The following is a 26,183-nucleotide window of genomic DNA, read 5'->3' as shown; positions in this document are numbered from 1 at the left end:
TTATATGTAATATTATATATAATACAGATTTTTCATAAAGATATCTAATGAATCAGGGACATAGAGACGAAGAGCATCACGGCGTCCGTATAGGATATTTCGCCGTAAAATATCCAACCGACGCCCGGATGCCTCCAGACGCTGGATACCTGACGCCGGATAAGAGTGATTGTCGACGCGCGATCATAACCCCGCCCCTCTCCTTGACGATTTATATCAACGCAAGCACCTGCGGGATGTCCGCTGGCCGGTACAGACGCAGGGAGATTCTTCGATCAGCTTTTTGGTCTGTTCATCATGAAACCCGGAATTTGTCACCTTTTCCCGCTTTGGTATTTCGGGGGAGTAACGCAATAAACCGTACCCGATGGGTTAAAAAATCACGACGATGCGTGGTGGAGACGTTATCCCACATGTGTCTGGTGTCAATATAACGCCTTAATTTATCACAGCAAATAAGCAATAAAGATCCACAGATAATTCAGTATCATTTATGTCAATGGTGACTTAATTCTCCACTAAAGAAAAACAAGATTAAGCAAAATTAATCAAAAAAGTCATATGCATAATTGACATAATATTATGATATTTCTTAATGAGCATCGTTATGATTACTTCATTGCAAAAAAAACATAAAAATAATATAACGTTTTTTTCACTATTATCTCTCGGTGCATTCTTGCTTCTGTGGTTCGCACCGTTGAACAGCAGCCATTACAAACTCTCACTCTACCCGGTCATCGCTACGTTTACGGGGGCTCTGCACATCCAGATAGGTAGTTTTATGATAATGAACTACTTAAGCTATCGTAAAAACAAACATCTACTCCCCCTGGCATGCGCATTTCATAGCTCAGGGATATTGTTATTTATCGCACTCTACGTTTATTTTTCACATTCAGTAGAAACGAGCCTCGTTTTTAATGACATTGCCACATTACATGCTATAAGAATAACACTCACCACCGGTTTGTTTATCGTTGCACTCTATTTATATAAAAAAGAAAAAAGCCGACAAAAATATCACAACGTAATTGTCTACTCTGTTTTTCTATGGTGCATTTTGCATCTTACAGTCGCTATTTTTTATTCAATAAATGCAGTTTCACTGCCTTTACAACTGATCAATCCCACCACCTTTGAGTGGTTACATCCGTGGCACGGATTGTTCATCTTCGTATTTATTTCGCTATGGGTAGGTATTGTGTTTTTTATCCTTAGCCTGACGAAATTAAAAAACCAGTTCTGGCTCAGTATGTCTCTGGTGGCGTTGAGCAACATCCTGATTTTTACCACGTTGTTTAAATATTCCCATATGAACTCTGCGGGTTGGTATCTTGCCCGGGGAGTTGAGTGCCTGGGCTCAATGGCGGTAATGACCGTCTTAATGTCCGATATCTTCCATCGTTTTAAAGCGTCACGCCAGGCTTATGAGCTTTCATACGAAAATTCAGTTCGCGATCCAATGACCCGTCTTTTTAATCGCGGATATTTTTATAACTCGCTAAGCAATGAAATTAAAAATTTGACTCCGCAGAAGCCGCTCAGCATTATTTTTTGCGATATTGATCACTTTAAGTCAGTGAATGATACGTGGGGACATTTGCAAGGGGACAGAGTTATTATCAAACTTGCAGAATTAATGGTAAGCCTGGTTCGAGAACTCGATATTGTGGCCAGAATTGGTGGTGAGGAGTTTGCTATTCTACTCCCTGACTGCCATACACAACGTGCGCAAAATATTGCCGAGAGGATACGAAAACAGGTCGAGAAGGCCACCCCTGCGTCAACCAACGGTGATTTTCCACGAACCATCACGGTCAGCCTGGGTATCGTTTCTTCAGTGGATTGCACGATGGCTGCTGAGCAACTTGCGGATTGGGCCGACCGCGCACTGTATATGGCAAAAAACCAGGGGCGCAATCAAACTGTCGTCTTTCCCAAAGCGCTTATGTCGCAAGATACAGTGTAATAATCAATTGGCCGGAACCTCCATTTTCTGAATGGAGGTATCTCGCCCCTCTCCGTAAACGAACAAAATCACGTCTCGTGCTGAACGATGGCGTTGCCCCAGAGAACCCAAAGAAAAGTCTGTGTTAAAGAAAGCGATCTGACTTAAAGAAGATACATACAGGGACAATAGATGCTCTAGAATTATTCATTATGTCCATATCTATCAATTAGTTTTTAGATTTTGTAAGATAATTTTAATCATGTTAATGTGAATCCATTATCACTGGAGAAAATCTTATGAAACTCGCTGTCTATAGCACAAAGCAGTACGACAAGAAGTACTTGCAGCAGGTTAACGAGGGATTTGATTTCGAACTTGAGTTTTTTGACTTTTTGCTGACCGAAAAAACAGCAAAGACGGCGTATGGCTGTGAAGCGGTGTGCATTTTTGTTAACGATGACGGCAGCCGTCCGGTGCTGGAAGAGCTGAAAAAGCATGGCGTTAAGTACATCGCCTTGCGCTGTGCCGGGTTCAATAATGTGGATCTGGATGCGGCAAAAGAACTGGGGCTGCAGGTTGTGCGCGTCCCGGCCTATTCTCCTGAAGCCGTGGCTGAACATGCCATAGGCATGATGATGACGCTCAACCGCCGTATCCATCGCGCTTATCAGCGCACCCGTGACGCGAATTTCTCTCTGGAAGGCCTGACCGGGTTTACGATGCACGGTAAAACGGCCGGGGTGATCGGCACGGGGAAAATCGGCGTTGCCACGCTGCGGATCCTGAAAGGTTTTGGCATGCGTCTGCTGGCGTTTGATCCCTATCCCAGCGCTGCGGCGCTTGATCTGGGTGTCGAATATGTCGACCTGCCCACGCTGTTTGCCGAGTCGGATGTGATCTCCCTGCACTGCCCGTTAACACCGGAGAACTACCATTTACTCAACCACGCCGCCTTTGATCAAATGAAAAATGGGGTGATGGTCATCAACACGAGTCGTGGCGCACTGATCGATTCTCAGGCGGCCATTGACGCGCTGAAAAACCAAAAAATCGGTTCACTGGGGATGGACGTTTACGAGAACGAACGCGATCTGTTCTTTGAAGATAAATCGAATGATGTGATTCAGGATGACGTTTTCCGTCGCCTGTCAGCCTGCCATAACGTGTTGTTCACCGGACATCAGGCCTTCCTGACGGCTGAAGCGTTGATCAGCATTTCTGAAACGACGTTGCAGAATCTGAAGCAACTGTCCAACGGTGAAACCTGCCCGAACGCCCTGTTTTAACCTTTTCGCTCCCCTGCCGTCAGGGGAGCATTTTCAGATAATCACCAATGATTTATCTGACCATATTATTATTATGGTAAATATTCCCCATTATTGAATGTAGAGAACCGTCATGCAAAAAATCGTCACGCTGGTTGCACTCAGCATGCTAATGGCTGGTTGTGTGAGTAACAGCAAAGTGTCCGTTAACAGCGATCAGCTGCAGCACCACCGTTTTGTTCTTGATAGCGTTAACGGCAAGCCGTTCCCCGCCAGTAAAAATCCCCCGGAACTCAGTTTTGGCGAGAAAATGACCGTTTCGGGGAAAATGTGTAATCAATTCTCCGGCGAAGGCAAACTGTCCGACGGCGAACTGACAGTAAAAGAAATGGCGATGACACGCATGATGTGTGCCGATCCGCAATTAAACGAACTGGATAACACCATCAGCACCATGCTCAGGAAAGGGGCGCAAGTCGACTTAACCGCCAACCAGTTGATACTGGCGACGGCGGAACAGACGTTAACGTATAAACTGTCAGATTTAGTGCAGTAAATCGGCGGCGATTAATAGCTGCCGCAACTCCCGGCGGCGAGCGACTGTTCACTGCAGCGTTTGCCGTTGGGTAATGCACACATGCCGATGGCCGAACCATCAAGCTGGCGAGCCACGGAGAGCGAACCGCCGATCATGGCGCAGTTAGCCTCACCAGAACTGGACATTGCCGCTCGTAAACCGGGTGCCACATGCGCTGCCGTTGCCTGCTGAACAGGTTCACTACTGCAGGCCGATAATAATAAAGCGGCACATCCCACCAAAAACGCTGCGCGCATTTCTCTCCCCTCTAAAAATTTACCAAAGACAACACCGCCATAAATAATAGGCAGTGGAATCTGCGGCGTCGAGAGGCAATGTGCGCATTTATGCGCCCTGGTGACATTTTATGGCAATTTTTCATGTCAGTTCGATCACATCTTGCACTCTGTGTCTCTTCTGGACATCAATCATGAACGGTAAGGCCCCGGATAGCGATCGGTGCTGTGTGACGCTCTTCTTACAGAGTCCAGCCATCACGCCCGGCGGCCTTACGATAGTACAGCGCTGCGTCCGCTTTCTGAAACAATTGACTATCCGGCCCTATCGCCACACCGATACTCAACGTCACCTTGCAGGCGGTTCCCTGCACGGAAAGATTCCTGACTTGCGTAATCAAATGCTCAAGATTTTCCGCCAGCTCATTTCTGTCCATTAATAACAGGGCGGCAAACTCGTCCTCACCGATGCGATAACCCTGCCCCAGTACACGCATTATGGTGGACGCAACATGCTGTAAGACGACGTCGCCGGTCTGATGTCCGTAGGTATCGTTCACTCTTTTAAAATGATCGACGTCTATCAGTACCAACGCAAATGGCGCACTCCCCGTGTTTAATTTTTCCATGACGTCATCAAACGCCCGTCGGTTGAAAATTCCGGTTAGCGGATCGATATGGAGAGCCTGGTGGTACTCATGATAACGTTGCCGAATGCTCTCAAGCTCTACCAGGGTTTTATCAACGAACCATGCCTCATGCTGCTGTTGCTGAAGTTTTAGTCCGTTTTGATGGTCGATTACCCGCAGTCCATTTTCCACAATGCGCACCTCATTGCTCACGATGCGCAGCAAGGAGCGTATTCCAAATAAGGCAACAATACAGAGTGCGCCAAGCGGCAATAGCACACGCGTCAATTCCTTATACAGAATGGTCAGAAATGTCTCCGGCGGCAGGTAAAGGCCAAGCTCCCAATCAACATAGGAGAGCTGCCGGTGAAACAACATACCGTCATAGAGTAATCTGAACGTATTTTGTTCATTTTTGGCTTTCAATTCGGTGTCTACTTTCACAAGCCATTCAGGGTTTATTTCTGAGATCATGGGACCATTGCGCTTGCGAAGATATAACGTCCCTGGATTTTTCCCTAATGCCCTTGCCAAGATCTGGTTAATCCTGTCAAGTGACATATCTACCATCATCAGGCCAATGCCTTCCCCCGTCGCGCCCTGAAAACGCCGGACCATTGTCAGGACTTTCTGCCCGGAAATGTACTCAGAATAGGGACCGACCCATCGAATTACCTCGCCCTTCTCTTTCAACACTGAATACCAGGGGCGTTGAGTGGCATCATAGCCAGCGGGCGGTTTCCAGGGAGGATAACACTCCAGACGTTGGTCATTGACATGGTAAAAATAGATGAAATGCGCTTCTTTCTTGATGAGATGAACCACTTCCCAGGTGGAGTCCTGTACCGATTCACCGCGACGTATGGTATTACGATCCACCCTGTTACTCAGCGCGGTAAGCTGACGTTCACTTTCCTCCACCATATCTTGCAAATAGATATGGTCCAGGGTTTGTAACATCAGGCTATAATTGCTGAGGATCTGTTGTGCGCTTCTCTGATAGTTTTGCACAATCACGGCTATCGTGAGCAAGATGATGCTGATACCGATGACCAGAGACAATTTAGCGTATAAATAAAGTCGATAACTCGATTTCGGCACAGTGTATTACCAACCGTTCAGTTTTTATTAATTAATATCCAGCATGGATTTATGGAACGTTTGCAGCATCTGTCGACCACGAACGGATACTCTCCCCTCAACCCATAATAAAACCTCATTGATAATTTCAGTTTTACGGGTGCTAATTTAATAATTAATTTTACAAAACCAAAATATTCACAATAACCTAAATAATTATATTCGCAGTCCATGCAGCAACAGTACTGTGTAGATAAGAACATAATTATTAACACACTGGCGACGATAACGAGCCTTGACAATTATCAATAAAACAACACATCCATTACACAAATTACGTAGTAATTTTAAATTCAATTAAGTTTAGCATCACTAACATAACAACCTTATCCCCGCGCCCCCCCTTTTTTAGCGCTCTTCTTTGCTGCCGTGGTGACTAAAATATAAACAGTGGCTTATCGAAGCATAATGCGTTAAACATCAAATCACCTTTTCTATTCCGGTCTTAGACGCATTACGTGCACCGTTTACGCTCACGGGCGCTTATCAGTACAGAAATCATCGTCGCCACCGCAGAGACAGAAAACTGAGCGTCAACACTCACGGTTCGTACGATCTTCTGGCCCCTCCAGAAAAAGCGCGACATTGTTTTGAAACTTGCCAGGAGGAGTCTGGTTTCAAAAGACAAGATTACGTTATCGCGCCCCTTCTCAACCACGACACACGTTTACCCGCAGGATGCTAAACCCAGGCGCACATCCGTCATTCATCGCCGTGCGCCAGGTTGGCGTTTAATGGCCCGGAGAACGTCATCGGAATCAGGTAGATATGCTTCACGAAAAAATCAAAACCGAAACGCCCCCTGTGTCATTTTGTGCACTTGAAAGCCTCATAACTTCAAGGGAATACAGGAAAGTCCTATAATTAGAGGATAACTACAGGACTCGCCGATGTTTCGCGCGTCCCTTTATTTTGCGCAATGTAAGGGTGTCATATGATTACTATTGACGGTAATGGCGCGGTTGCTTCAGTCGCGTTCCGTACCAGTGAAGTTATCGCCATCTACCCGATTACGCCAAGTTCGACCATGGCTGAACAGGCGGATGCCTGGGCCGGTGACGGGCTTAAAAACGTGTGGGGGGACACCCCGCGCGTCGTAGAAATGCAGTCGGAAGGCGGCGCCATCGCCACTGTTCACGGCGCATTACAGACCGGGGCGTTGTCTACATCGTTTACGTCCTCGCAGGGTCTGTTGTTGATGATCCCGACACTGTACAAACTGGCCGGTCAGCTTACCCCGTTTGTGCTTCATGTTGCTGCCCGGACCCTCGCGACACACGCGCTGTCTATTTTTGGCGACCATTCCGACGTGATGGCCGTTCGCCAGACCGGCTGCGCCCTGCTGTGCGCCAGCAGCGTTCAGGAAGCGCAGGATTTTGCGCTGATATCGCACATCGCCACCCTGAAAAGCCGCGTGCCGTTTATTCATTTCTTTGATGGCTTTCGTACATCGCATGAGATCAATAAAATTGTCCCGCTGGCCAATGACACTATTCTGAGCCTGATGCCGCAGGCTGAAATTGCCGCACACCGCGCCCGCGCGCTGAATCCGGAGCATCCGGTGATCCGCGGTACTTCAGCCAACCCGGACACCTATTTCCAGTCTCGCGAGGCGACCAACCCGTGGTATAACGCCGTTTACGACCATGTTGAACAGGCGATGAATGACTTCGCCGCTGCCACCGGGCGCCAGTACAAACCTTTTGAGTATTACGGTCACCCGCAGGCGGAACGCATTATTATTCTGATGGGTTCTGCGATCGGCACCTGTGAAGAGGTCGTGGATGAGTTGCTGACTCACGGCGAAAAAGTCGGCGTGCTGAAAGTCCGCCTGTATCGCCCCTTCTCCGCCCGCCATTTACTGCAGGCGTTACCGGAATCCGTTCGTTCTATTGCCGTTTTGGATCGCACCAAAGAACCTGGCGCGCAGGCGGAACCGCTGTATCTGGATGTGATGACTGCGCTGGCCGAAGCCTTCAACGGCGGAGAGCGCGAATCCTTACCGCGCGTCATCGGTGGACGTTATGGCCTCTCGTCAAAAGAGTTTGGCCCGGACTGTGTACTGGCCGTCTTTAACGAACTGAACAGCGCCAAACCGAAACCGCGTTTTACCGTAGGCATATATGATGATGTAACCAATCTGTCACTTCCCTTGCCTGAAAATACCCTTCCCGGCAGCGCAAAACTCGAAGCGCTGTTTTATGGTTTAGGCAGCGACGGGAGCGTTTCAGCAACCAAGAATAATATCAAGATTATCGGTAACTCCACGCCGTGGTATGCGCAGGGGTATTTTGTTTACGACTCCAAAAAAGCAGGTGGCCTGACCGTGTCTCACCTGCGGGTGAGCGAGCAGCCGATTCGCTCTGCTTATCTGGTCTCCCAGGCGGATTTCGTCGGTTGCCACCAGCTGCAGTTTATCGACAAGTATCAAATGGCAGAGCGTCTGAAACCAGGCGGTATTTTCCTGCTTAACACCCCCTATCACGCCGATGAGGTATGGTCGCGACTGCCGCAGGAGGTTCAGGCGGTTCTGAACCAGAAGAAGGCCCGTTTTTACGTTATCAATGCCGTCAAAATTGCCCGAGAATGTGGTCTGGCTGCCCGCATCAACACGGTCATGCAGATGGCGTTCTTCCATCTAACACAAATTTTACCGGGCGACAGTGCGCTGGCGGAGTTGCAGGGCGCCATTGCGAAAAGCTACAGCAGTAAAGGCCAGGATTTAGTAGAGCGTAACTGGCAGGCTCTGGCGCTGGCCCGTGAGTCAGTCGCCGAAGTTCCTCTGCAGGCGGTGGACCCACACAGTGCGAATCGTCCCCCGGTCGTTTCCGACGCTGCGCCTGATTTTGTGAAAACGGTGACCGCCGCCATGCTCGCCGGTCTTGGCGATGCCCTGCCCGTTTCCGCGCTGCCGCCGGACGGCACCTGGCCGATGGGTACCACCCGTTGGGAAAAACGCAACATCGCTGAAGAGATCCCCATCTGGAAAGAAGAGCTGTGTACCCAGTGTAACCACTGCGTCGCCGCCTGCCCTCACTCGGCCATCCGCGCCAAAGTGGTTTCGCCTGAGGCTCTGGAAAACGCACCGGCCAGCCTGCATTCGCTGGATGTGAAATCACGCGATATGCGCGGTCAGAAATACGTCCTGCAAGTTGCGCCTGAAGACTGCACCGGGTGTAATTTGTGTGTCGAAGTTTGCCCGGCGAAAGATCGTCAAAATCCGGATATCAAGGCCATCAACATGATGTCGCGTCTTGAGCACGTTGAAGAGGAGAAAATAAATTATGACTTCTTCCTCAGTCTGCCGGAGATTGATCGCAGCAAACTGGAGCGTATCGATATCCGTACCTCGCAGTTGATTACGCCGCTGTTTGAGTATTCCGGCGCCTGTTCCGGCTGCGGTGAGACGCCGTATATCAAGCTGTTGACGCAGTTGTACGGCGACAGAATGTTGATCGCCAACGCCACCGGGTGTTCTTCAATCTATGGCGGTAATTTGCCTTCAACGCCTTACACCACCGACATTCATGGTCGCGGGCCCGCGTGGGCAAACTCATTATTTGAAGACAACGCCGAATTTGGCCTGGGCTTCCGTCTGACGGTGGATCAACACCGGGTACGTGTTTTGCGCCTGTTGGAACAGTTCGCAGATCAGATCCCTGCAGAATTAAACGAAGCGCTGCATGCCGATGCGACGCCTGAAGTTCGCCGCGAACAGGTCGCCGCATTACGCCTGCATCTTAAAGATGTTGACGCTGCGCGTGAGTTATTAAGCGATGCCGATGCGCTGGTCGAAAAATCAATCTGGCTAATCGGTGGTGACGGATGGGCCTATGATATTGGCTTTGGCGGTCTTGACCATGTATTAAGTCTGACCGAAAACGTCAATATTCTGGTGCTGGACACCCAGTGTTACTCCAACACGGGTGGGCAAGCGTCGAAAGCGACGCCGCTGGGCGCGGTGACGAAATTTGGCGAACACGGGAAACGGAAGGCGCGTAAAGATTTGGGCGTCAGTATGATGATGTACGGTCATGTTTATGTCGCACAGATCTCATTAGGAGCGCAACTGAACCAGACGGTGAAAGCGATTCAGGAAGCTGAATCGTATCCGGGACCGTCGCTTATCATCGCCTACAGCCCCTGCGAAGAGCATGGCTACGACCTGGCCTTAAGTCACGATCAGATGCGTCAGTTAACCGCGACCGGCTTCTGGCCACTGTATCGCTTTGACCCACGTCGGGCCGATGAAGGTAAACGACCGCTGGCGCTGGATTCTCGCCCACCGTCAGACGCGCTGGCCGACACGTTGCTCAACGAGCAGCGGTTCCGTCGCCTGAATAGCCAACAACCGGAAGTGGCCGAGCAATTGTGGAAAGACGCGACGGCGGATCTGCAAAAACGTTATGACTTTCTTGCGCAATTAGCCGGAAAAGCAGAAAAGAGTGATGCGGAGTGAACCTGAAAGTAAAAAATTAGCGTTCAGATAAAAAAAAGCCCGAACAATGGTTCGGGCTTGTCAATTTATTCGCTGGGAAATAAAACCCCATCGCAATGGCCAACGAAAAAAGCAAAAAGTGACAATAAAGGCATATAACCCGCGCAGAATATCGCAACAAATTTCGCTTGTATAATTTTTATTTTGTATATATTAAGCCAAATCATTCACCGAAATTATCATCATTTCAATGGAATTATTTGTTTAAGATTTTACTTAACATGTAACAATTCATATTTATCGATTTACGGAACTTCTCATTTAGCATGCTTTTACTCCCTCATACGGGTAGTCACAGGTAATTAAAAAAAACTAAAGGATTATTTCGATGAAAAGAAAAGTATTGGCTCTCGTAATTCCTGCCATGTTAGCCGCAGGTGCTACCCACGCCGCTGAAGTTTATAACAGCAACGGCAACAAATTAGATCTTTACGGTAAAGTAGTCGGTCTGCACTATATGTCTGACGACGCTGGCGCTGATGGCGACCAGTCCTATATGCGTATGGGTTTCAAAGGCGAAACTCAGATCAATGACGACCTGATCGGCTTCGGTCAGTGGGAATACCAGGTTAACACCAACACCACAGAAAGCGACCACGGCAACAGCTTCACCCGTCTGGGTTTCGCGGGTCTGAAATTCGGTGACTACGGTTCATTCGACTACGGTCGTAACTACGGCGTAATGTACGACGTAGAAGGTTGGGTGGATATGCTGCCAGAATTCGGCGGCGACTCTTACACCAAATCAGATAACTTCATGACCGGTCGTGCCAACGGCGTAGCAACTTACCGTAACAACAACATGTTCGGTATGGTTGACGGTCTGAGCTTCGCATTGCAGTTCCAGGGTGCTAACGAGAACCAGGTTACTGACGAAAATGGCCAGGAGATCCAGGAAGGTACTGGCAACGGTAACGACAAACGTAATATCAAAAACTCCAACGGTGACGGTTTCGGTATCTCCACCTCCTACGACTTCGGTATGGGCTTAACCCTGGGTGCGGCATATACCTCTTCTGACCGTACTAACGAGCAGGTTGAGTTCTCTACTGCAGGCGGCGACAAAGCTGACGCATGGACTGTCGGTGGTAAATATGATGCGAACAACATCTATTTCGCCGCAATGTACTCTGAAACCCGTAACATGACCCCGTATGGTGATAGCGACAACACCATTGCGGAAAAAACTCAGAACTTTGAAGTCACTGCTCAGTACCAGTTCGACTTCGGTCTGCGTCCGAACATTTCTTACCTGATGTCTAAAGGCAAGGATCTGGGCACCGACGGCGACCAGGATCTGGTGAACTATGCTGAAATCGGCCTGACTTACTACTTCAACAAAAACATGTCCACCTTTGTTGATTACAAAATCAACCTGCTGGACGAAGACGACAGCTTCTATGCTGACAACGGCATCGCCACTGACGACATCGTAGCCCTGGGTCTGGTTTACCAGTTCTAAGTCTACTGGCCCGCTGGCAACAGCGGGCTATTCACTCTTCCCCATTCTTCACCCCACTGTTTTATTTCTGCTAAAACTACATATCTGTTGCACGAAAATCCCCGACGGGTAGATGATGGCTGGCATAAGAACCTGTCATAACGGACACCTGCAATGCACCACCATCCCGTAAAATCATCGCGAATCACATCCATCGGTTATGATGAAACATCCCGCACGCTGGAAATTCGCTTTCATCACCCTGATGCAGTTTTGCAATATCAGGATGTTCCCGCCCGCATATTTCACCATTTTCTTAATGTTGTCTCCAAAGGGCGATTTTATGACGGCGTTATTAAGGGAAAATTTCCAGAACGGAGACTGAAATGACACAAAATGTGACGCCCGTCATTATACATAAAGTGCTATCAGGAGATAGAATTCAGGTGGATACTTAAACAGGAGGTTTTATGAGCAGAATGATTCTTGTCCCTATCGATATTTCCGATTCAGAATTAACTCAACGTGTGATTGCCCATGTCGAAGCGGAGGCAAAAATTGACGATGCACAGGTCCATTTTTTGACTGTGATCCCGTCACTGCCCTACTACGCCTCATTAGGTTTGGCGTATTCAGCTGAGTTACCTGCGATGGACGATTTGAAAGCCGAAGCAAAATCTCAGTTGGAAGAAATTACCAGGAAGTTCACTATCCCCAGAGACAGAATCCATCTGCATGTTGAGGAAGGCTCTCCAAAAGATAAGATTCTGGAAATGGCGAAAAAATTACCGGCTGAGATGGTGATTATTGCCTCGCATCGCCCGGATATCACCACCTATCTGCTTGGCTCCAACGCCGCTGCCGTGGTGCGGCACGCGGAGTGTTCCGTACTGGTTGTTCGCTAAACGTTGCTGCCCGCAACGCCGTTGCGGGCTTTTAGCCGCTTTTCTTTATAACGAAATCCGGTGAAAACCAAATAACAGTGCAGGTGCCAGTCGATAAAAAGGCACCGGACGCCAGAAAAAATACCCCTGTAAAAAATGAATCCCCTTCGCATTCAGGTAATCAGCCTGATGCTGCGTTTCAACACCTTCTGCGATGATTTTTAACGACAGGTTTTTCGCCATATCAATAACGCAGTCAACCAGCAGGGTTGAGTCCGGGGTATTGCTGATCCGCCGCACAAAGCTTTTATCAATCTTGATGAAATCAACCGGAAATTCGTTGAGATAAGAAATACCGGAATAGCCGGTACCAAAATCATCCAGCGCCACCAGTACGCCATGACTACGCAGACGGGCAAACATCGACAGACTTTTCGGTGTTAGGGCTAAAGGTTCCCGTTCTGTCACTTCCAGTACCAGGGTGATTTTTTTCGCGGACAAGACATCCAGCAGATGTAAGCAATCATACTCCAGCACTTCGCTTTGCCCGTGCGCCGCACTGATGTTGATACTAATATGCAGACCTTCCGGTAAGTGAGGGATTGCCGGAGTAAGATCGTCGATGACCCGCATCATCAGTTTATGCGTCAGTTCGATAATCAGACCGGTCTTTTCGGCAACCGGGATAAAAACATCAGGAGGGATAAAACCCGCTTCAGGATGCTTCCAGCGGGCCAGAATTTCGAAACCGGCAATTTTGCCACTCGCCCCATTTACCACGGGCTGATAAAAGGGAATGATCTCTCCCTTGTCGATAGCCCGGCGTAAGTTCTCCTCAGGGGTCGTGTATTTACTCAGATAGCGATGGAGTATCCATCCGGTAATCAGCGACATGATCGCAAGGATAGCGGTAAGAAAGCCACCCTGAGAGGTCAACCGAGTCAGACTAAAAAAAGGCGGTGGGTCGTATTCAATTCTGAAAGGATAACGTGACGATTGCTGATGCGCCTTGCCCTGCCTGTCTGACGAAATAGGCCTGACGACATCATTGTAATCCAGCATTTTATTACCGACTACAAGGGTAAGCTGTATTCGGTTGGACGCGGTCTTAAGCGCGGTGTTGAGATGCACGAATCCAATACTTGCCCCCACATAACCAGAAATACCCGGCGCCAGATAAAAGAGCACAGGGGTTCCCCCGGTGATTTCATCGCCAGGATAGAGTGTAAGACTGGCCGCGGTCGATTTATCTTCGTGAATTTTTCGCGTCTGACTGCCCAGCAGAGAAGAACACCATACTTCGTGATTTCGAATCAGGACTACATAACGTAAATGTGGCCCCATTGCCGCTTCGCGATTCAATACCCGCTGCGCATCAGGAGTGCAGGAACCGGCGGTCAGCGGGCGAACAATGCCAACCGCTTTAATGGCTTCATCCACCATACTGTCAGCAAGGGATACCGACAGTTTTGCTTCCTGTACCCTGTCTGTGTATTCCGCGCGCCAGAGTTGCCAGTTCAGCGCCGTAACACCGACAATAAAAAACACTAAACCACAGACTAAGGAGACCAGCGTAGCTCGCATAATGGCTTTCCAGTTTGGGAGATTTTTTATGGCTTTCCTGAATCGTAAAAATAGTCGGCTTACAGAAAAAAAGTGTGATTAATCAATAAATATTTAAAATATCCGTTCTCAGCTTGTTCGACGCGCCGGGAACACAGCTAAACGCGGGAAAGCACAAAAGCCGTACACGGCGCAAAATCGCCCGGAGGCAAGATAGAACGTTGCTATAAAACGTGCTGACATTCGTCGCCGTAATCCGTACCATACGCGACATACTTTTACCTGTTGGCTTTTGCCAGCCTGAACTAACCCGTCATTTATCACTAGCCAGATGGGCATGATAATGCGCCCACCCTTTTGGTGCCTGAGACAGTAAACAATGCAAGAAAATCAAGAAATCACAAAGAAAGAACAATACAACCTGAACAAATTACAAAAACGTTTGCGTCGTAACGTGGGCGAAGCGATTGCTGACTTCAACATGATCGAAGACGGTGACCGTATTATGGTGTGCCTTTCCGGCGGGAAAGACAGCTACACCATGCTGGAAATTCTGCGTAATTTGCAGCAAAGCGCGCCGATCAGTTTTTCCCTGGTGGCTGTTAACCTCGACCAGAAGCAACCCGGTTTCCCGGAGCATATTCTGCCGGAATACCTGGAGCAGTTAGGCGTCGAGTATAAAATTGTCGAAGAAAACACTTACGGGATCGTAAAAGAGAAAATTCCGGAAGGGAAAACGACCTGTTCCCTCTGCTCGCGCCTGCGCCGCGGCATTCTGTATCGCACGGCGACAGAACTCGGCGCGACCAAAATTGCGCTTGGACATCATCGTGATGATATTTTGCAGACGCTGTTTTTGAATATGTTCTACGGCGGCAAAATGAAAGGAATGCCGCCAAAGTTGATGAGCGATGATGGTAAGCACATTGTCATCCGTCCGCTGGCCTATTGCCGCGAGAAAGATATTGAGCGCTTTGCGCAAGCGAAAGCGTATCCGATTATTCCGTGTAACCTCTGCGGCTCGCAACCCAACCTGCAACGTCAGGTGATTGCCGACATGCTGCGTGACTGGGATAAGCGTTACCCAGGGCGAATTGAGACCATGTTCAGCGCGATGCAAAATGTGGTCCCTTCTCACCTGAGCGACATCAACCTGTTTGACTTCAAAGGGATCCAGCATGGATCCGACGTTGTGAACGGCGGCGATCTGGCGTTTGATCGCGAAGAAATCCCGCTGCAACCGGCGGGATGGCAGCCAGAAGAAGATGAAAATCAACTGGACGAGTTGCGACTGAATGTCGTCGAAGTGAAGTGATTTTTTGGCGTCTCGGGTCTGATACCTGAGACGCCCTCTTAACGCTTATTTCAACAAGCGAACCCGGCAAGTTTTGCCTTTAATCTTACCGTTTTGCAATTGTTTCCACGCTTTATGCGCTATCGTCTGGCGAACCGCCACATAGACGTGCGCCGGATGCACGGTAATCTTACCAATATCAGCACCCTCCAGACCGATATCACCGGTCAACGCCCCCAACACATCGCCAGGACGCATCTTGGCTTTTTTGCCGCCATCGATGCACAGCGTCGCCATCTCAGCCTCCAGCGGAAGAATCGGGCTGCTACCCGGCGTCGCCAGCCAGTTGAGTTTAAGCTGTAACATTTCAGACAAAATATTCGCACGCTGTGCTTCTTCAGGGGCGCAGAAACTGATAGCCAATCCACTTTGACCCGCGCGGGCGGTACGACCGATACGGTGTACGTGAACTTCCGGATCCCACGCCAGCTCAAAGTTGACCACCAGTTCCAGCGATTTGATATCAAGACCGCGGGCGGCCACATCGGTGGCGACCAGCACGCGCACGCTACCGTTTGCAAAGCGAACCAACGTCTGGTCACGATCGCGCTGCTCAAGATCGCCGTGCAGCACCAGAGCACTTTGCCCTGCGGCATTAAGCGCATCACACACTGACTGACAATCTTTTTTGGTATTGCAGAACACCACACAGGACGCGGGCTGATGCTGGCTGAGTAATTTTTGCAGCAGCGGAATTTTGCCCTGCGCAGAGGTTTCATAAAATTGCTGCTCAATCGCAGGCAGCGCGTCGACGGCGTCGATTTCAATGGTGAGCGGCTCCCGCTGCACCCGACCACTGATAGCAGCAATAGCATCAGGCCAGGTGGCAGAAAATAACAACGTCTGACGCGAAGCGGGGGCAAAACGGATCACCTCGTCAATCGCGTCACTGAATCCCATATCGAGCATGCGATCGGCTTCGTCCATCACCAGCGTATTCAGGGCATCCAGCGAAACGGTGCCTTTTTGCAGATGGTCGAGTAAACGCCCCGGAGTGGCCACAATGATATGTGGCGCATGCTGGAGAGAATCACGTTGAGCGCCGAAAGGCTGCCCGCCGCAGAGCGTTAAAATTTTGGTGTTGGGCAGAAAACGCGCCAGACGACGCAACTCTCCCGCAACCTGATCGGCCAGTTCGCGGGTAGGACAAAGCACCAGCGATTGCGTCAGGAAAAGACCCGCATCAATATGCTGCAGAAGTCCAAGACCAAACGCGGCCGTCTTGCCACTGCCGGTTTTTGCCTGTACGCGAACATCACGCCCGGACAGAATGGCTGGCAGCGCGGCAGCCTGTACCGGCGTCATCTCAAGGTAACCCAACTCGTTAAGATTCTCGAGTTGGGCGGTAGGCAAAACATTCAGGGTAGAAAAAGTCACAATTCAATCTCGTTGTAAAAGGCTTATCATAAGCAGGCGCGTATCCTCGCAGATCTCCGCTTACGATGCGACATTTTAATCGGTTCTTCATCTGGCGGCGGATCTGGCATGGGCTGCGGACGAGGAATGGGATCGGGCATCGGTATCGGATCGGTTGGCAGGGGTTCCGGCTGACGCGTATGCAGGTGCAGCAGGGTTAAAAAGCGGCTCATGTTACCCTCCGGTCATTCAGGCTGACACTTTTAGGGTAGTCCCGCAGGCAAAAAAAAGCCGACTAATCTAAGTCGGCGTCGTACGAATCAATTGTGCTATGCAGTAATTCAAAAAAGGAAGTAAGACAATATGGAGCGCAACGCCCATCGCTTGACGTTGCATTCACCTGCGAGAGAGATATTGCCCCGAATAGGTGGATGATTTATTGACTTCGCTCAAACTATACGGCGTTTTCATGCTCACAGAGGATTAAAAATCGTTGTTGTTACAACCATTTACTACGATGCAACCATAAAGTAACACCACCAATCAGCACCACTAACAGAATGCAAAACAGGGAAAATCCAAATCGCCATGCCCCGCCCGGAATTCCGCCGAGGTTAACGCCGAATAAACCGGTCAAAAATGTGCTTGGCAGAAACACCATTGCCATTAATGACATGGTATAGGTTCTGCGCGACAGCGACTCTTGCATCACCTGCGCAATTTCATCGGCCATGATGCCTGTGCGCGCAATACACGCGTCAATCTCATCCAGCCCTCTTCCCAGACGATCGGCAATGTCCTGCATCCGGCGACGTTGGTCGTCATTCATCCACGGCAGACGTTCGCTGGATAGCCGCGCGTACACATCTCGCTGCGGCGCCATGTATCGTCGCATCACAATCAGTTGTTTACGTAGCAACGCCAGAAAACCCCGGGGTGGAATTTGCTGATCAAGGAGATTGTCTTCCAGGTCAATAATTTTATCGTGAAGTTGTTCAATAAACTCGCTGGCGTGATCGGTTAACGCATCGCACACATCCACCAGCCAGCTACCGCAATCTTCGGGGCCAGTGCCTTCCTGCAAGTCGCTCACAACGTCATCCAGCGCCAGAACTTTACGCTGTCGGGTGGACACAATCAGACGCTCATCCATATACAGGCGCATCGCAACCAGTTGATCGGGGCGTTCGTCGGTACTGCCGTTGATGCAGCGTAATGTAATTAACGTCCCTTCCCCCATCCGGCTCACTCTGGGGCGCAGGCTTTCACCCGCCAGCGCGTTGCGCACATTATTGGGCAGTAACGGCGTGGTTGCCAACCACTGCGCGCTGTCAGGATGGGTGTAATTAAGATGCAGCCAACAGGGGTGAGCGTTGTCAATAATGTCATTATCTTCTAACGGCTTCACGCCACCATTGCCGTCCAGCAGCCAGGCAAAGACAGCGTCCGGCACGTTAACTTCTGATCCCTTAATGGCTTCCACAGCGCCTCCACAATCATTCATTCTCACCGATAGTCTAGCCTTCGGCGAATGTTAAGCAATATCTCATTATCCCATTGTGCTGAAATGATTCAGAAATATCGCTCAAATCCCCGTAGGGATCGCTCAACTCGCGTATCTCTCCAGTGCCATGTTCTCTCCGGTTTGGGGAATGCAATGTGGTTGTTCTATGTGAAAAAAATGTTATTGGCCGGGGGTTTTATCAGGCCCTTGGCACAAATTACTGCTAGATTTATTTGCACGATATTCTCTCAATGGTGAGCCAGATGTTGCACGTTGCCTGGGACCCCGTTCTGATTGGCATTTCTTTTTTAGTCGCTTTTATCGCTTCTTTCGTTGCTCTTGACAGTGCCGGTAAAGTCGCGATTTCCAGTCATCGTGTCTCGGCTTTCTGGCGTTTTTCTGGTGGCGCGACTCTCGGTATGGGCATCTGGTCAATGCATTTCATTGGGATGCTGGCGATGAAAATGAGCATGCCAATGAATTATCATTTTCTTCTCACCGCGTTATCTTTTCTGATAGCCCTGGTGGCCGCCACGCTGGCTATCACTATTGCCATTTCCGGCGATACCCTTTCAAGGAAAAAGCTCGTTGTTGCGACGGGAATTTTGAGCTCTGGCGTGGTGAGTATGCATTATGTCGGGATGGCCGCTATTACGGAACACTCTGCTATTCGTTGGGATGCAAGTCTTATTGCACTCTCCGTCGTCATTGCCGTGGCGGCATCCGGCGTCGGATTATGGCTGGCCTTTCATCTGCGACAACATTCCCGCAGAGTATTCATCAATCGCCTTATCGCCGCACTCATGATGGCACTGGCGATTTGCGCCATGCATTACACGGGGATGGGAGCCGCCACATTCACGCATTATGCGCACACACCGCATTCGGGCATGAATACGGTCGACTTATCGGTCTGGGTTTCCGCCATTACGCTGATTATTCTGGGCATTATGCTGATTATTTCGATGATTGATTCTCAGTTGCGGACCTCCCGGCTGGCAGACAATTTGCATCAGTTAAATTCCCGTCTTGAATATAAAACCCAGTTTGATGCCCTCACAGGCCTTGCCAACCGCACACAAATCGATATGTGCCTACAGGATTGTCTGCACCATTCTGCGCTGCATCAGCAACATTTTGCGCTGGTGTTTATCGATTTAGACAGGTTCAAGATGGTGAATGATACGTGGGGCCATCACATTGGCGATCAGCTACTGATTGCCAGCGCACGGCGGATCAGCAAATGCCTTGACGACACGATGACGCTCGCCCGACTGGGCGGGGACGAATTTATGCTGCTCGTACCGGGTAGCACAAAAGAATCGCTATCCTCCTTACTGACGAGGATTGCCGGGGAAATCAATGCCCCCTTCCCACTCTCCGGGCACATGATTCGTGTCTCGCTGAGTGCCGGAAGCAGCTTTTATCCTGAACATGGTTCCACGCTGCACGACCTCAAAGTGAAAGCCGACGTGGCGATGTACCATGTTAAGCAGAAAGGCAGAAATGGCTGGGCCATTTATTCGCCGGAAATGGAGGCTCTTGTGAGCTCTGCGGCAGGGATTTTGCAGGACCTCCCGCTGGCGCTTGAGCAACGTCAATTCGAACTGTGGTTTCAGCCCAAATACACTGCCGGAGACCATTCTCTGACCGGTTTTGAAGCGTTACTTCGCTGGCGACATCCTGAACAAGGCCTGCTGCTACCGGGGGTATTCCTGCAAGCGCTGGAAGATACCGGGTTGATTATCCCGGTAGGAAACTGGGTTATTCAGCAAGCCTGTTTCCAGCTTTACCAATGGAAACAACAAGGACACCCTGAATGGTCACTTGCCATCAATCTTTCCCCCACACAATTTGAACAGCATGATATCGTCGACATTGTTTCTGAGTCGCTGAAACGTTATAACCTCTCGCCAACACAATTAACGCTGGAACTCACTGAAAGTGTTGCCTTTAAAAACTTATCGCGCAGTGTAGAAATATTGAATACATTTTCTGAAGCAGGGATCATCGTTTCTATTGATGATTTCGGCACCGGTTATTCAAATATGTTGATGTTAAAATCGCTTCCGGCACGCGAATTAAAAATTGACAGGGTATTTATTAAAGATCTCGCTGAAAACAGCAAAAATATGAAAATAGTGTCTACTATTATCGACATTGCGCATTCCATGAATATGCGCGTTGTTGCTGAAGGTATCGAAACCCCGGAGCAAGAAATGCTGCTAACCCGCATGGGCTGTGGCGTGCTGCAAGGTTTTTTGTATGCAAAACCGATTCCAGCGAATAGAATCCAGGAATTGATCCAAAAAGACAGTATCGTAAAGCAGTTGAAAGCTGTGTCCCCATTAGCTCCGCAGCAAACTATTTCGCTGTAAGAGATTGATGATAAGAATGATCTGCCAATAATTGGCTACACAGCATGTGAAGATAACAGGATTATCGATGATTGCACACGAACTCAATGCCCTTGATTTATTAACCGTTCCTGTTTGGATCGTCGCACCGCATCAAGAAACACTGGTATTCTCAAATACCGCTGCGCGGGAACTGATGCAGGAAAATACATTCAGTCAACTGCGAAAAGGGTTATTTTCGGCCCACGCACAAAATGAATTATCCAAGTATATCACTGACCTACAAAACAAGCGGGATATTGTAGAAATCCTGACAGTGCATTGTCATGGTCAGGAAAATGCGCTGACCTGCCGACTTACCCTCAAAACACTCGCAACCGGGGATGAGGTGATACTCTTTGAGGGTTTTGAAGTGCAGGCGGTGCAAGGGCTAAAAGCCAGTCGTTCTGCAAACTATCAGCGCAAGAAACAGGGTTTCTATGCCCGTTTTTTCCAGACAAACACCGCGCCAATGCTGCTGATAGATCCCTCCAGAGAGGGACTGATTGTAGATGCTAACCTGGCGGCCATGAACTTCTACGGTTACAGCCACGACGTCATATGTCAAAAACATACGTGGGAAATTAATGAATTAGGCCGCCATGTGTTGCCTGTTATGCATGAAGTCGCGCGCCTTCCCGGAGGGCATAAACCGCTCAACTTTGTTCACAAGCTGGCTGACGGCTCCACACGTCATGTACAAACGTATGCCGGCCCGATCGAAATTTACGGCGACCGTCTTATGTTGTGCATTATCCACGACATCACTGAACAAAAGCGGCTTGAGCAGGAACTGGAACGCGCCGCAATGCATGACGAACTCACCGGTTTATTGAACCGAAGGCAGTTTTATCAACTAACCGAACAGAGCCAGACGCCCCATTTAGCACTGACGCAGGATTACAGTTTGTTGCTGATCGACACCGATCGCTTTAAGAGCATTAACGATCTTTATGGCCATTTGAAAGGCGATGAGGTGTTGTGTGCCCTTTCGCGCACGCTTGAAGAACACGCCCGTAAAGGCGATCTGGTTTTTCGTTGGGGGGGAGAGGAGTTTGTACTGCTGTTGCCGCGCACGCCGTTGGATACGGCAATGACCATCGCCGAAACCCTGCGCGCCAGTGTCGCTAAAATCAGTATCGCTGGCTTACCACGTTTTACGGTCAGTATTGGCGTGGCGCGACATGAACAGAATGAAAGTATCGACGAGTTGTTTAAACGCGTGGACGATGCATTATACAAGGCAAAAAATAACGGACGTAACAGAGTACTCGCCGCCTGACGTCGCATGATGCTGTTGATGCGTCACGGAAGACGCTGTGTTTTTTGTCCTGATTTTGTGGCCCGCTCCGGGCCGCTGTAGGCGCATGTTAACGTGATGTCGCTAGCGACTGCGCTTGGCGTGACGTTCCCAGTTTTCTTGTTTCGCCTGCGCGGTTTTGCGCAATGCAACATAGCATGCACCGCTGCCACCATGATGCGGTAACGCCGGACACCAGGCCTGCACATCGTCGAACTCTGCCAGCCATCGTGCGAGATAACTGCGGATGATATTGGCATGTGAACGGTCTTCCCGTCCTTTACCGTGGATAATCAGCACATTACGTAAGCCGTCCTGTAATGCCTGTAAAATGAAACTAAACAACATCTTGCGGCACTCTTCAACAGGCTGGCGCAATAAATTCAGGCTTGCCTGCTGGCTGTACTTACCTAAACGCAGCTTGTCGATCACCCCTTGCTGCAGACCTTCCCGACGACATTCCAGCGGTTGACTGAGCGGGATAACCTCCAAAAAATCGGTGGTGAGAAAATTATCAAGCTGGAGCGTATCCAGACGCTGCGGAGCGCGCTGATTGCGCGTGGGCTGCCAGTGTATATCCGTGCAACGCTTTAGCGGCTGGACATCCTCCATGGCGTCAAGAAATAGCGATGTGTCGTCAGGCTTCATGATTCATCCTCCCGCTTTAGCTTCTGTACTATCATAACCGCACGATATTATGTCGACAACGCTTTACAGTTGTTTCCAATAACAGATCAAAATGCATCGCGATATCGGACACTGAGCGACTCCGCCTTCTCTTTTTAGGGTATAGATGCCGATCATGGTCGCGTGATATCGTGTCATTTTTCCGATCGTGTCGGAAACATCACTGTTCTGAATAAAGGGGAACGGATGCTGAGATTACTTCAAGACAACATAGCGACCCCACTGGGGCCGCTGTGGGTGATTTGTGATGAACAATTTCGCCTGCGCGCAATTGAGTGGGAGCAACATAGCGACCGTATGGAGCAATTGCTGGATATTCACTATCGCAGCGAAGGGTATGAGCGTGTTGTCGCCAAAAATCCCGGCGGCCTGAGCGATACGCTCTCTGACTATTTTGAAGGCAATCTCAGCATTATTGATACGCTGGAAACCGCCACTGGCGGCACCGATTTTCAACGTGAGGTGTGGCGGGCGCTACGCGCCATTCCGTGCGGACATGTCATGCATTACGGCCAGTTAGCAGAGCAATTAGGTCGCCCTGGCGCCGCACGCGCTGTCGGCGCCGCCAATGGCGCGAATCCCATCAGTATTGTTGTGCCCTGTCACCGTGTCATTGGGCGTAATGGCACGATGACCGGGTATGCCGGCGGCGTGCAGCGAAAAGAGTGGCTACTGCGCCATGAAGGTTACCTGCTGCTTTAAAATCCAGGCATTTTGTGCCATCCACTTCACACTTTACTATAAAGTAATCCTGGATAATTTGAGGGTTTTCAAAGGGATACAAATATTCACCTGACTTATATATGAATTATCCCCTATTGAAGGTAGCTCAGACTTACGTGCTCACCAAAAAGATGTTAAAATTGACAAATATCAATTACGGCTTGAGCAGACCTATGATCCCGGAAAAGCGAATTATACGGCGCATTCAGTCTGGCGGTTGTGCTATCCATTGCCAGGATTGCAGCATCAGCCAGCTTTGCATCCCGTTCACACTTAACGAGCATGAGCTTGACCAGCTTGATAATATCATCGAGCGTAAAAAGCCTATTCAAAAAGGCCAGACCCTGTTCAAAGCAGGTGATGAGCTGAAGTCACTCTATGCTATCCGTTCCGGCACGATTAAAAGCTATACCATCACCGAACAAGGCGATGAGCAGATCACCGGTTTTCACCTTGCAGGGGATCTGGTCGGTTTTGACGCCATCGGTAGCGGTCATCACCCCAGTTTCGCCCAGGCGCTGGAAACCTCAATGGTATGCGAAATCCCGTTCGAGACGCTGGATGACCTGTCGGGCAAAATGCCGAACCTGCGTCAACAAATGATGCGTCTGATGAGTGGCGAGATCAAAGGCGATCAGGACATGATCCTGCTATTGTCGAAGAAAAATGCGGAAGAACGTCTGGCGGCCTTTATCTACAATCTGTCTCGCCGGTTTGCACAACGTGGATTCTCTCCGCGTGAATTCCGCCTGACCATGACACGTGGCGATATCGGTAATTACCTTGGGTTAACGGTAGAAACCATTAGCCGTCTGCTGGGGCGTTTCCAGAAGAGTGGAATGCTGGCGGTTAAAGGTAAATACATTACGATCGAAAATAGCGATGCGCTGGCAGTCCTCGCCGGTCATACGCGTAACGTTGCCTAATCTTTTAGCTAACGCGTCAATTATCCTTCTGTCAAATCGGTAGATTTTATCGATTTGGTAGAAGGTTTTTCATCATTTCACTCGTTTAGTTATATTTCAGATAAATACCGATTACGCATATCAGACAATAACGGCTGTTTTACTATCACCAAACAACCTCCAAATCTGGGTATCAAAAGCCAGATCTGTATGGTTTTCAAAGTACTTCTCAGGACCAAAAACCCTTCATTTTCAGCTAATATCCGTTGAAGCATCGTGTGGCCTCCCTGTTTTGAGATCACGCCGTCTACTATCCAGAACCGTTTTAATCCCCTTCGCTTCCCGCTTATTGCTGATATTTCCCCCTGACTTTATCGCAAACCACTCAGTGTCAGGCACTGAAGGGATTGGCGAATAATATCTGGAACTGACGGTAGAGCGACGACCCCAGGGACAGTTTTCTATGATGGATTGAGAGGGAAAACGGTAGGCAATGGGTGGACTAAAAACGCAAAATACCGTACTCAGGCGGGTTCAGAAGGCACTACGGCGAGTGTTGAAATATTCACCTTGCGAATAGTAGATATCAAGTATGATGCAGAACAATACTCACTCTAATACTGCGTGGAAAAATGACAGTTTGTCCTGGTAATGTCGTTGTTATCTATACAATTCATTGTAAAGGAATCAAGTGATGAAATTTCTCTTCTGCCATGTTGGATGGATGGCCAGTTATCACGGTGCGACGGATGAAGATTACCCTCTGAAAGGCGGAAAATACAACGACAGCTATATTGGGCACGAAGCCTGCAACTTTGTGGACATTAATGGCTTTTTGTATGGGTATGTCCAGGTTTCGGAAGGAAAAACGATTAATATCGGCAGACTTGGGGCCGATCGCGGTGATACATCTATCGAAAATATCACTGTTGTATGGCTGGCAACAGCCCCGGATGGTGGAATTGTCGTCATCGGATGGTATAAAGATGCAACGGTTTATCGTCAGTACCAGAAAACACCAACACCTTCAGCGCGTCATCTCAAGGATGACATTCTGTACTACAACATCAAAACCGAAACCAAAAATGCCTTCCTCCTGTCACCAGGTGAACGAACTCTGTCTTCGAAAAAAGGTAAGGGTTGGCCAGGTCAATCCCCGCTATGGTACGCATCAGAACCAGAAAACCAACAATTTATTGAAAAAGTAAGAGCGTTAATAAACGATAAATCAATAATAAAACCCACCCAGTCACCCGATGCTCCAAATGCAGCGGGTGTCACGGATCTGGATTTAATAGAAGCCGCCACCGAAGGCCGGGATATGTTAGTTACGCATATCAAAAAAGAACGCAACCAGGCAATAATAAATCGAAAGAAAAGGCATGTTCTCAAGGCGACTGGCCATCTCAGGTGTGAAATCTGCAACTTTAGCTTTAGGGATGTCTACGGAGATATTGGCAGTGATTTTTGCGAAGTGCATCATATCAAACCATTATCCGAAGCAAGCGAAAAAATAGAAACCTCATTGGACGATCTTGCTATAGTTTGCTCGAATTGCCATCGAATGATTCACCGTATAACGCCAGTGCCCGGTATTGAAGAGTTTAAATCCCGGTTTGGTTTTGATAGTACAAAAAATTAATGCCGCCCCAGAGCTGGGGTTATTTCCCCAGTTCTATCTACGCTTCATTGCTTACCCGTTGAATAACCCGCTGACGTGTCTGTGCCCCCGCGGGGTAGCTCAGTTCGGTTACACACATCGATTCCCGTA

At 49.1% G+C, this 26,183-nt stretch carries 20 protein-coding genes and 1 pseudogene; 14 read left to right on the top strand and 7 right to left on the bottom strand.

Annotated features, from left to right (window positions below; translation table 11 throughout):
* Window positions 1-607 precede the first annotated feature (607 nt).
* From CJP72_RS15145 to hslJ, 3 genes are all read left to right on the top strand, one after another.
* Entirely contained in the window at window positions 608-1,972 is a 1,365-nt protein-coding gene (locus CJP72_RS15145; protein WP_162382187.1) for a sensor domain-containing diguanylate cyclase, read from the top strand.
* Window positions 1,973-2,250: 278 nt separating this feature from the next.
* Complete coding sequence (locus CJP72_RS15140; protein ID WP_162382186.1) at window positions 2,251-3,240, top strand: 2-hydroxyacid dehydrogenase; 990 nt, start codon at window positions 2,251-2,253, stop codon at window positions 3,238-3,240.
* Window positions 3,241-3,352: 112 nt separating this feature from the next.
* Window positions 3,353-3,775, top strand: coding sequence for a heat shock protein HslJ (hslJ, locus tag CJP72_RS15135; protein WP_162382185.1), 423 nt, complete (start codon window positions 3,353-3,355; stop codon window positions 3,773-3,775).
* Between the two features lie 11 nt (window positions 3,776-3,786).
* Here the strand turns inward: hslJ and CJP72_RS15130 are convergent, their stop codons facing one another.
* Window positions 3,787-4,053 carry a putative hemolysin gene (locus CJP72_RS15130; protein WP_162382184.1) on the bottom strand — a complete coding sequence of 89 codons (267 nt, stop codon included), beginning with the start codon at window positions 4,051-4,053 and terminating at the stop codon, window positions 3,787-3,789.
* A 221-nt stretch (window positions 4,054-4,274) separates the two neighbouring features.
* Window positions 4,275-5,762: a diguanylate cyclase domain-containing protein gene (locus tag CJP72_RS26125; RefSeq protein WP_162382183.1), complete on the bottom strand. Its 1,488-nt coding sequence runs from the start codon at window positions 5,760-5,762 to the stop codon at window positions 4,275-4,277.
* Window positions 5,763-6,735: 973 nt separating this feature from the next.
* Between CJP72_RS26125 and nifJ the strand changes: the two genes are divergently transcribed.
* The 4 genes from nifJ (at window position 6,736) to uspF (ending at window position 12,645) form a co-directional block, all read left to right on the top strand.
* Window positions 6,736-10,260: a pyruvate:ferredoxin (flavodoxin) oxidoreductase gene (nifJ, locus tag CJP72_RS15120; protein ID WP_162382182.1), complete on the top strand. Its 3,525-nt coding sequence runs from the start codon at window positions 6,736-6,738 to the stop codon at window positions 10,258-10,260.
* Window positions 10,261-10,627: 367 nt separating this feature from the next.
* Entirely contained in the window at window positions 10,628-11,761 is a 1,134-nt protein-coding gene (ompC, locus tag CJP72_RS15115) for a porin OmpC (protein ID WP_162382181.1), read from the top strand.
* A gap of 153 nt (window positions 11,762-11,914) precedes the next feature.
* Complete coding sequence (locus CJP72_RS15110; protein WP_162382180.1) at window positions 11,915-12,130, top strand: KTSC domain-containing protein; 216 nt, start codon at window positions 11,915-11,917, stop codon at window positions 12,128-12,130.
* Between the two features lie 80 nt (window positions 12,131-12,210).
* Complete coding sequence (gene uspF / locus CJP72_RS15105; RefSeq protein ID WP_162382179.1) at window positions 12,211-12,645, top strand: universal stress protein UspF; 435 nt, start codon at window positions 12,211-12,213, stop codon at window positions 12,643-12,645.
* 45 nt (window positions 12,646-12,690) lie between these two features.
* Here uspF and CJP72_RS15100 read toward each other — a convergent pair whose 3' ends face one another.
* Window positions 12,691-14,208 (bottom strand): EAL domain-containing protein, encoded by a 1,518-nt coding sequence (locus CJP72_RS15100; protein ID WP_162382178.1) that lies wholly within the window; start codon window positions 14,206-14,208, stop codon window positions 12,691-12,693.
* 154 nt (window positions 14,209-14,362) lie between these two features.
* On the opposite strand from CJP72_RS15100, the pseudogene CJP72_RS25570 reads away from it, so the two are divergent.
* Window positions 14,363-14,488 (top strand): annotated as a pseudogene (locus tag CJP72_RS25570) (site-specific integrase); the annotation flags it as partial.
* Between the two features lie 78 nt (window positions 14,489-14,566).
* Window positions 14,567-15,502: a tRNA 2-thiocytidine(32) synthetase TtcA gene (gene ttcA / locus CJP72_RS15095; RefSeq protein ID WP_162382177.1), complete on the top strand. Its 936-nt coding sequence runs from the start codon at window positions 14,567-14,569 to the stop codon at window positions 15,500-15,502.
* A gap of 45 nt (window positions 15,503-15,547) precedes the next feature.
* On the opposite strand, the gene dbpA is transcribed toward ttcA, so the two are convergent.
* From dbpA to zntB, 3 genes are all read right to left on the bottom strand, one after another.
* Window positions 15,548-16,921, bottom strand: a complete 1,374-nt coding sequence (gene dbpA, locus CJP72_RS15090; protein WP_162382276.1) for an ATP-dependent RNA helicase DbpA — start codon at window positions 16,919-16,921, stop codon at window positions 15,548-15,550.
* 23 nt (window positions 16,922-16,944) lie between these two features.
* Complete coding sequence (gene ynaL, locus CJP72_RS15085; protein ID WP_162382176.1) at window positions 16,945-17,130, bottom strand: proline-rich small protein YnaL; 186 nt, start codon at window positions 17,128-17,130, stop codon at window positions 16,945-16,947.
* Window positions 17,131-17,396: 266 nt separating this feature from the next.
* Entirely contained in the window at window positions 17,397-18,380 is a 984-nt protein-coding gene (zntB, locus tag CJP72_RS15080) for a zinc transporter ZntB (protein WP_162382175.1), read from the bottom strand.
* A gap of 284 nt (window positions 18,381-18,664) precedes the next feature.
* Between zntB and CJP72_RS15075 the strand changes: the two genes are divergently transcribed.
* Both CJP72_RS15075 and CJP72_RS15070 read left to right on the top strand, forming a co-directional pair.
* Complete coding sequence (locus CJP72_RS15075) at window positions 18,665-20,779, top strand: putative bifunctional diguanylate cyclase/phosphodiesterase (protein WP_162382174.1); 2,115 nt, start codon at window positions 18,665-18,667, stop codon at window positions 20,777-20,779.
* Between the two features lie 67 nt (window positions 20,780-20,846).
* Entirely contained in the window at window positions 20,847-22,079 is a 1,233-nt protein-coding gene (locus CJP72_RS15070) for a GGDEF domain-containing protein (protein WP_162382173.1), read from the top strand.
* Window positions 22,080-22,181: 102 nt separating this feature from the next.
* Here CJP72_RS15070 and smrA read toward each other — a convergent pair whose 3' ends face one another.
* Window positions 22,182-22,745 carry a DNA endonuclease SmrA gene (gene smrA, locus CJP72_RS15065; protein WP_162382172.1) on the bottom strand — a complete coding sequence of 188 codons (564 nt, stop codon included), beginning with the start codon at window positions 22,743-22,745 and terminating at the stop codon, window positions 22,182-22,184.
* Between the two features lie 225 nt (window positions 22,746-22,970).
* On the opposite strand from smrA, the gene ogt reads away from it, so the two are divergent.
* The 3 genes from ogt to CJP72_RS15050 all read left to right on the top strand — a co-directional run bounded on the left by ogt (window position 22,971) and on the right by CJP72_RS15050 (window position 26,054).
* Entirely contained in the window at window positions 22,971-23,486 is a 516-nt protein-coding gene (gene ogt, locus CJP72_RS15060; protein WP_162382171.1) for a methylated-DNA--[protein]-cysteine S-methyltransferase, read from the top strand.
* Between the two features lie 194 nt (window positions 23,487-23,680).
* Window positions 23,681-24,433: a fumarate/nitrate reduction transcriptional regulator Fnr gene (gene fnr, locus CJP72_RS15055; RefSeq protein ID WP_003020397.1), complete on the top strand. Its 753-nt coding sequence runs from the start codon at window positions 23,681-23,683 to the stop codon at window positions 24,431-24,433.
* Between the two features lie 673 nt (window positions 24,434-25,106).
* Window positions 25,107-26,054 carry an HNH endonuclease gene (locus CJP72_RS15050; protein ID WP_162382170.1) on the top strand — a complete coding sequence of 316 codons (948 nt, stop codon included), beginning with the start codon at window positions 25,107-25,109 and terminating at the stop codon, window positions 26,052-26,054.
* The last annotated feature ends 129 nt before the right edge of the window (window positions 26,055-26,183 follow it).

Source organism: Citrobacter sp. NCU1, from assembly GCF_010231475.1.
GTDB lineage: Bacteria > Pseudomonadota > Gammaproteobacteria > Enterobacterales > Enterobacteriaceae > Citrobacter_D.
This window is presented reverse-complemented; position numbering and strand designations above follow the sequence as displayed.

Bases quoted from the DNA above. Each gene is read 5' to 3' on its own strand.
- CJP72_RS15145 (WP_162382187.1), top strand. From the start codon at position 608: ATGATTACTTCATTGCAAAAAAAACATAAAAATAATATAACGTTTTTT.
- CJP72_RS15140 (WP_162382186.1), top strand. From the start codon at position 2,251: ATGAAACTCGCTGTCTATAGCACAAAGCAGTACGACAAGAAGTACTTG.
- hslJ (WP_162382185.1), top strand. From the start codon at position 3,353: ATGCAAAAAATCGTCACGCTGGTTGCACTCAGCATGCTAATGGCTGGT.
- CJP72_RS15130 (WP_162382184.1), bottom strand. From the start codon at position 4,053: ATGCGCGCAGCGTTTTTGGTGGGATGTGCCGCTTTATTATTATCGGCC.
- nifJ (WP_162382182.1), top strand. From the start codon at position 6,736: ATGATTACTATTGACGGTAATGGCGCGGTTGCTTCAGTCGCGTTCCGT.
- ompC (WP_162382181.1), top strand. From the start codon at position 10,628: ATGAAAAGAAAAGTATTGGCTCTCGTAATTCCTGCCATGTTAGCCGCA.
- CJP72_RS15110 (WP_162382180.1), top strand. From the start codon at position 11,915: ATGCACCACCATCCCGTAAAATCATCGCGAATCACATCCATCGGTTAT.
- uspF (WP_162382179.1), top strand. From the start codon at position 12,211: ATGAGCAGAATGATTCTTGTCCCTATCGATATTTCCGATTCAGAATTA.
- CJP72_RS15100 (WP_162382178.1), bottom strand. From the start codon at position 14,208: ATGCGAGCTACGCTGGTCTCCTTAGTCTGTGGTTTAGTGTTTTTTATT.
- ttcA (WP_162382177.1), top strand. From the start codon at position 14,567: ATGCAAGAAAATCAAGAAATCACAAAGAAAGAACAATACAACCTGAAC.
- ynaL (WP_162382176.1), bottom strand. From the start codon at position 17,130: ATGAGCCGCTTTTTAACCCTGCTGCACCTGCATACGCGTCAGCCGGAA.
- CJP72_RS15075 (WP_162382174.1), top strand. From the start codon at position 18,665: ATGTTGCACGTTGCCTGGGACCCCGTTCTGATTGGCATTTCTTTTTTA.
- CJP72_RS15070 (WP_162382173.1), top strand. From the start codon at position 20,847: ATGATTGCACACGAACTCAATGCCCTTGATTTATTAACCGTTCCTGTT.
- smrA (WP_162382172.1), bottom strand. From the start codon at position 22,745: ATGAAGCCTGACGACACATCGCTATTTCTTGACGCCATGGAGGATGTC.
- ogt (WP_162382171.1), top strand. From the start codon at position 22,971: ATGCTGAGATTACTTCAAGACAACATAGCGACCCCACTGGGGCCGCTG.
- fnr (WP_003020397.1), top strand. From the start codon at position 23,681: ATGATCCCGGAAAAGCGAATTATACGGCGCATTCAGTCTGGCGGTTGT.
- CJP72_RS15050 (WP_162382170.1), top strand. From the start codon at position 25,107: ATGAAATTTCTCTTCTGCCATGTTGGATGGATGGCCAGTTATCACGGT.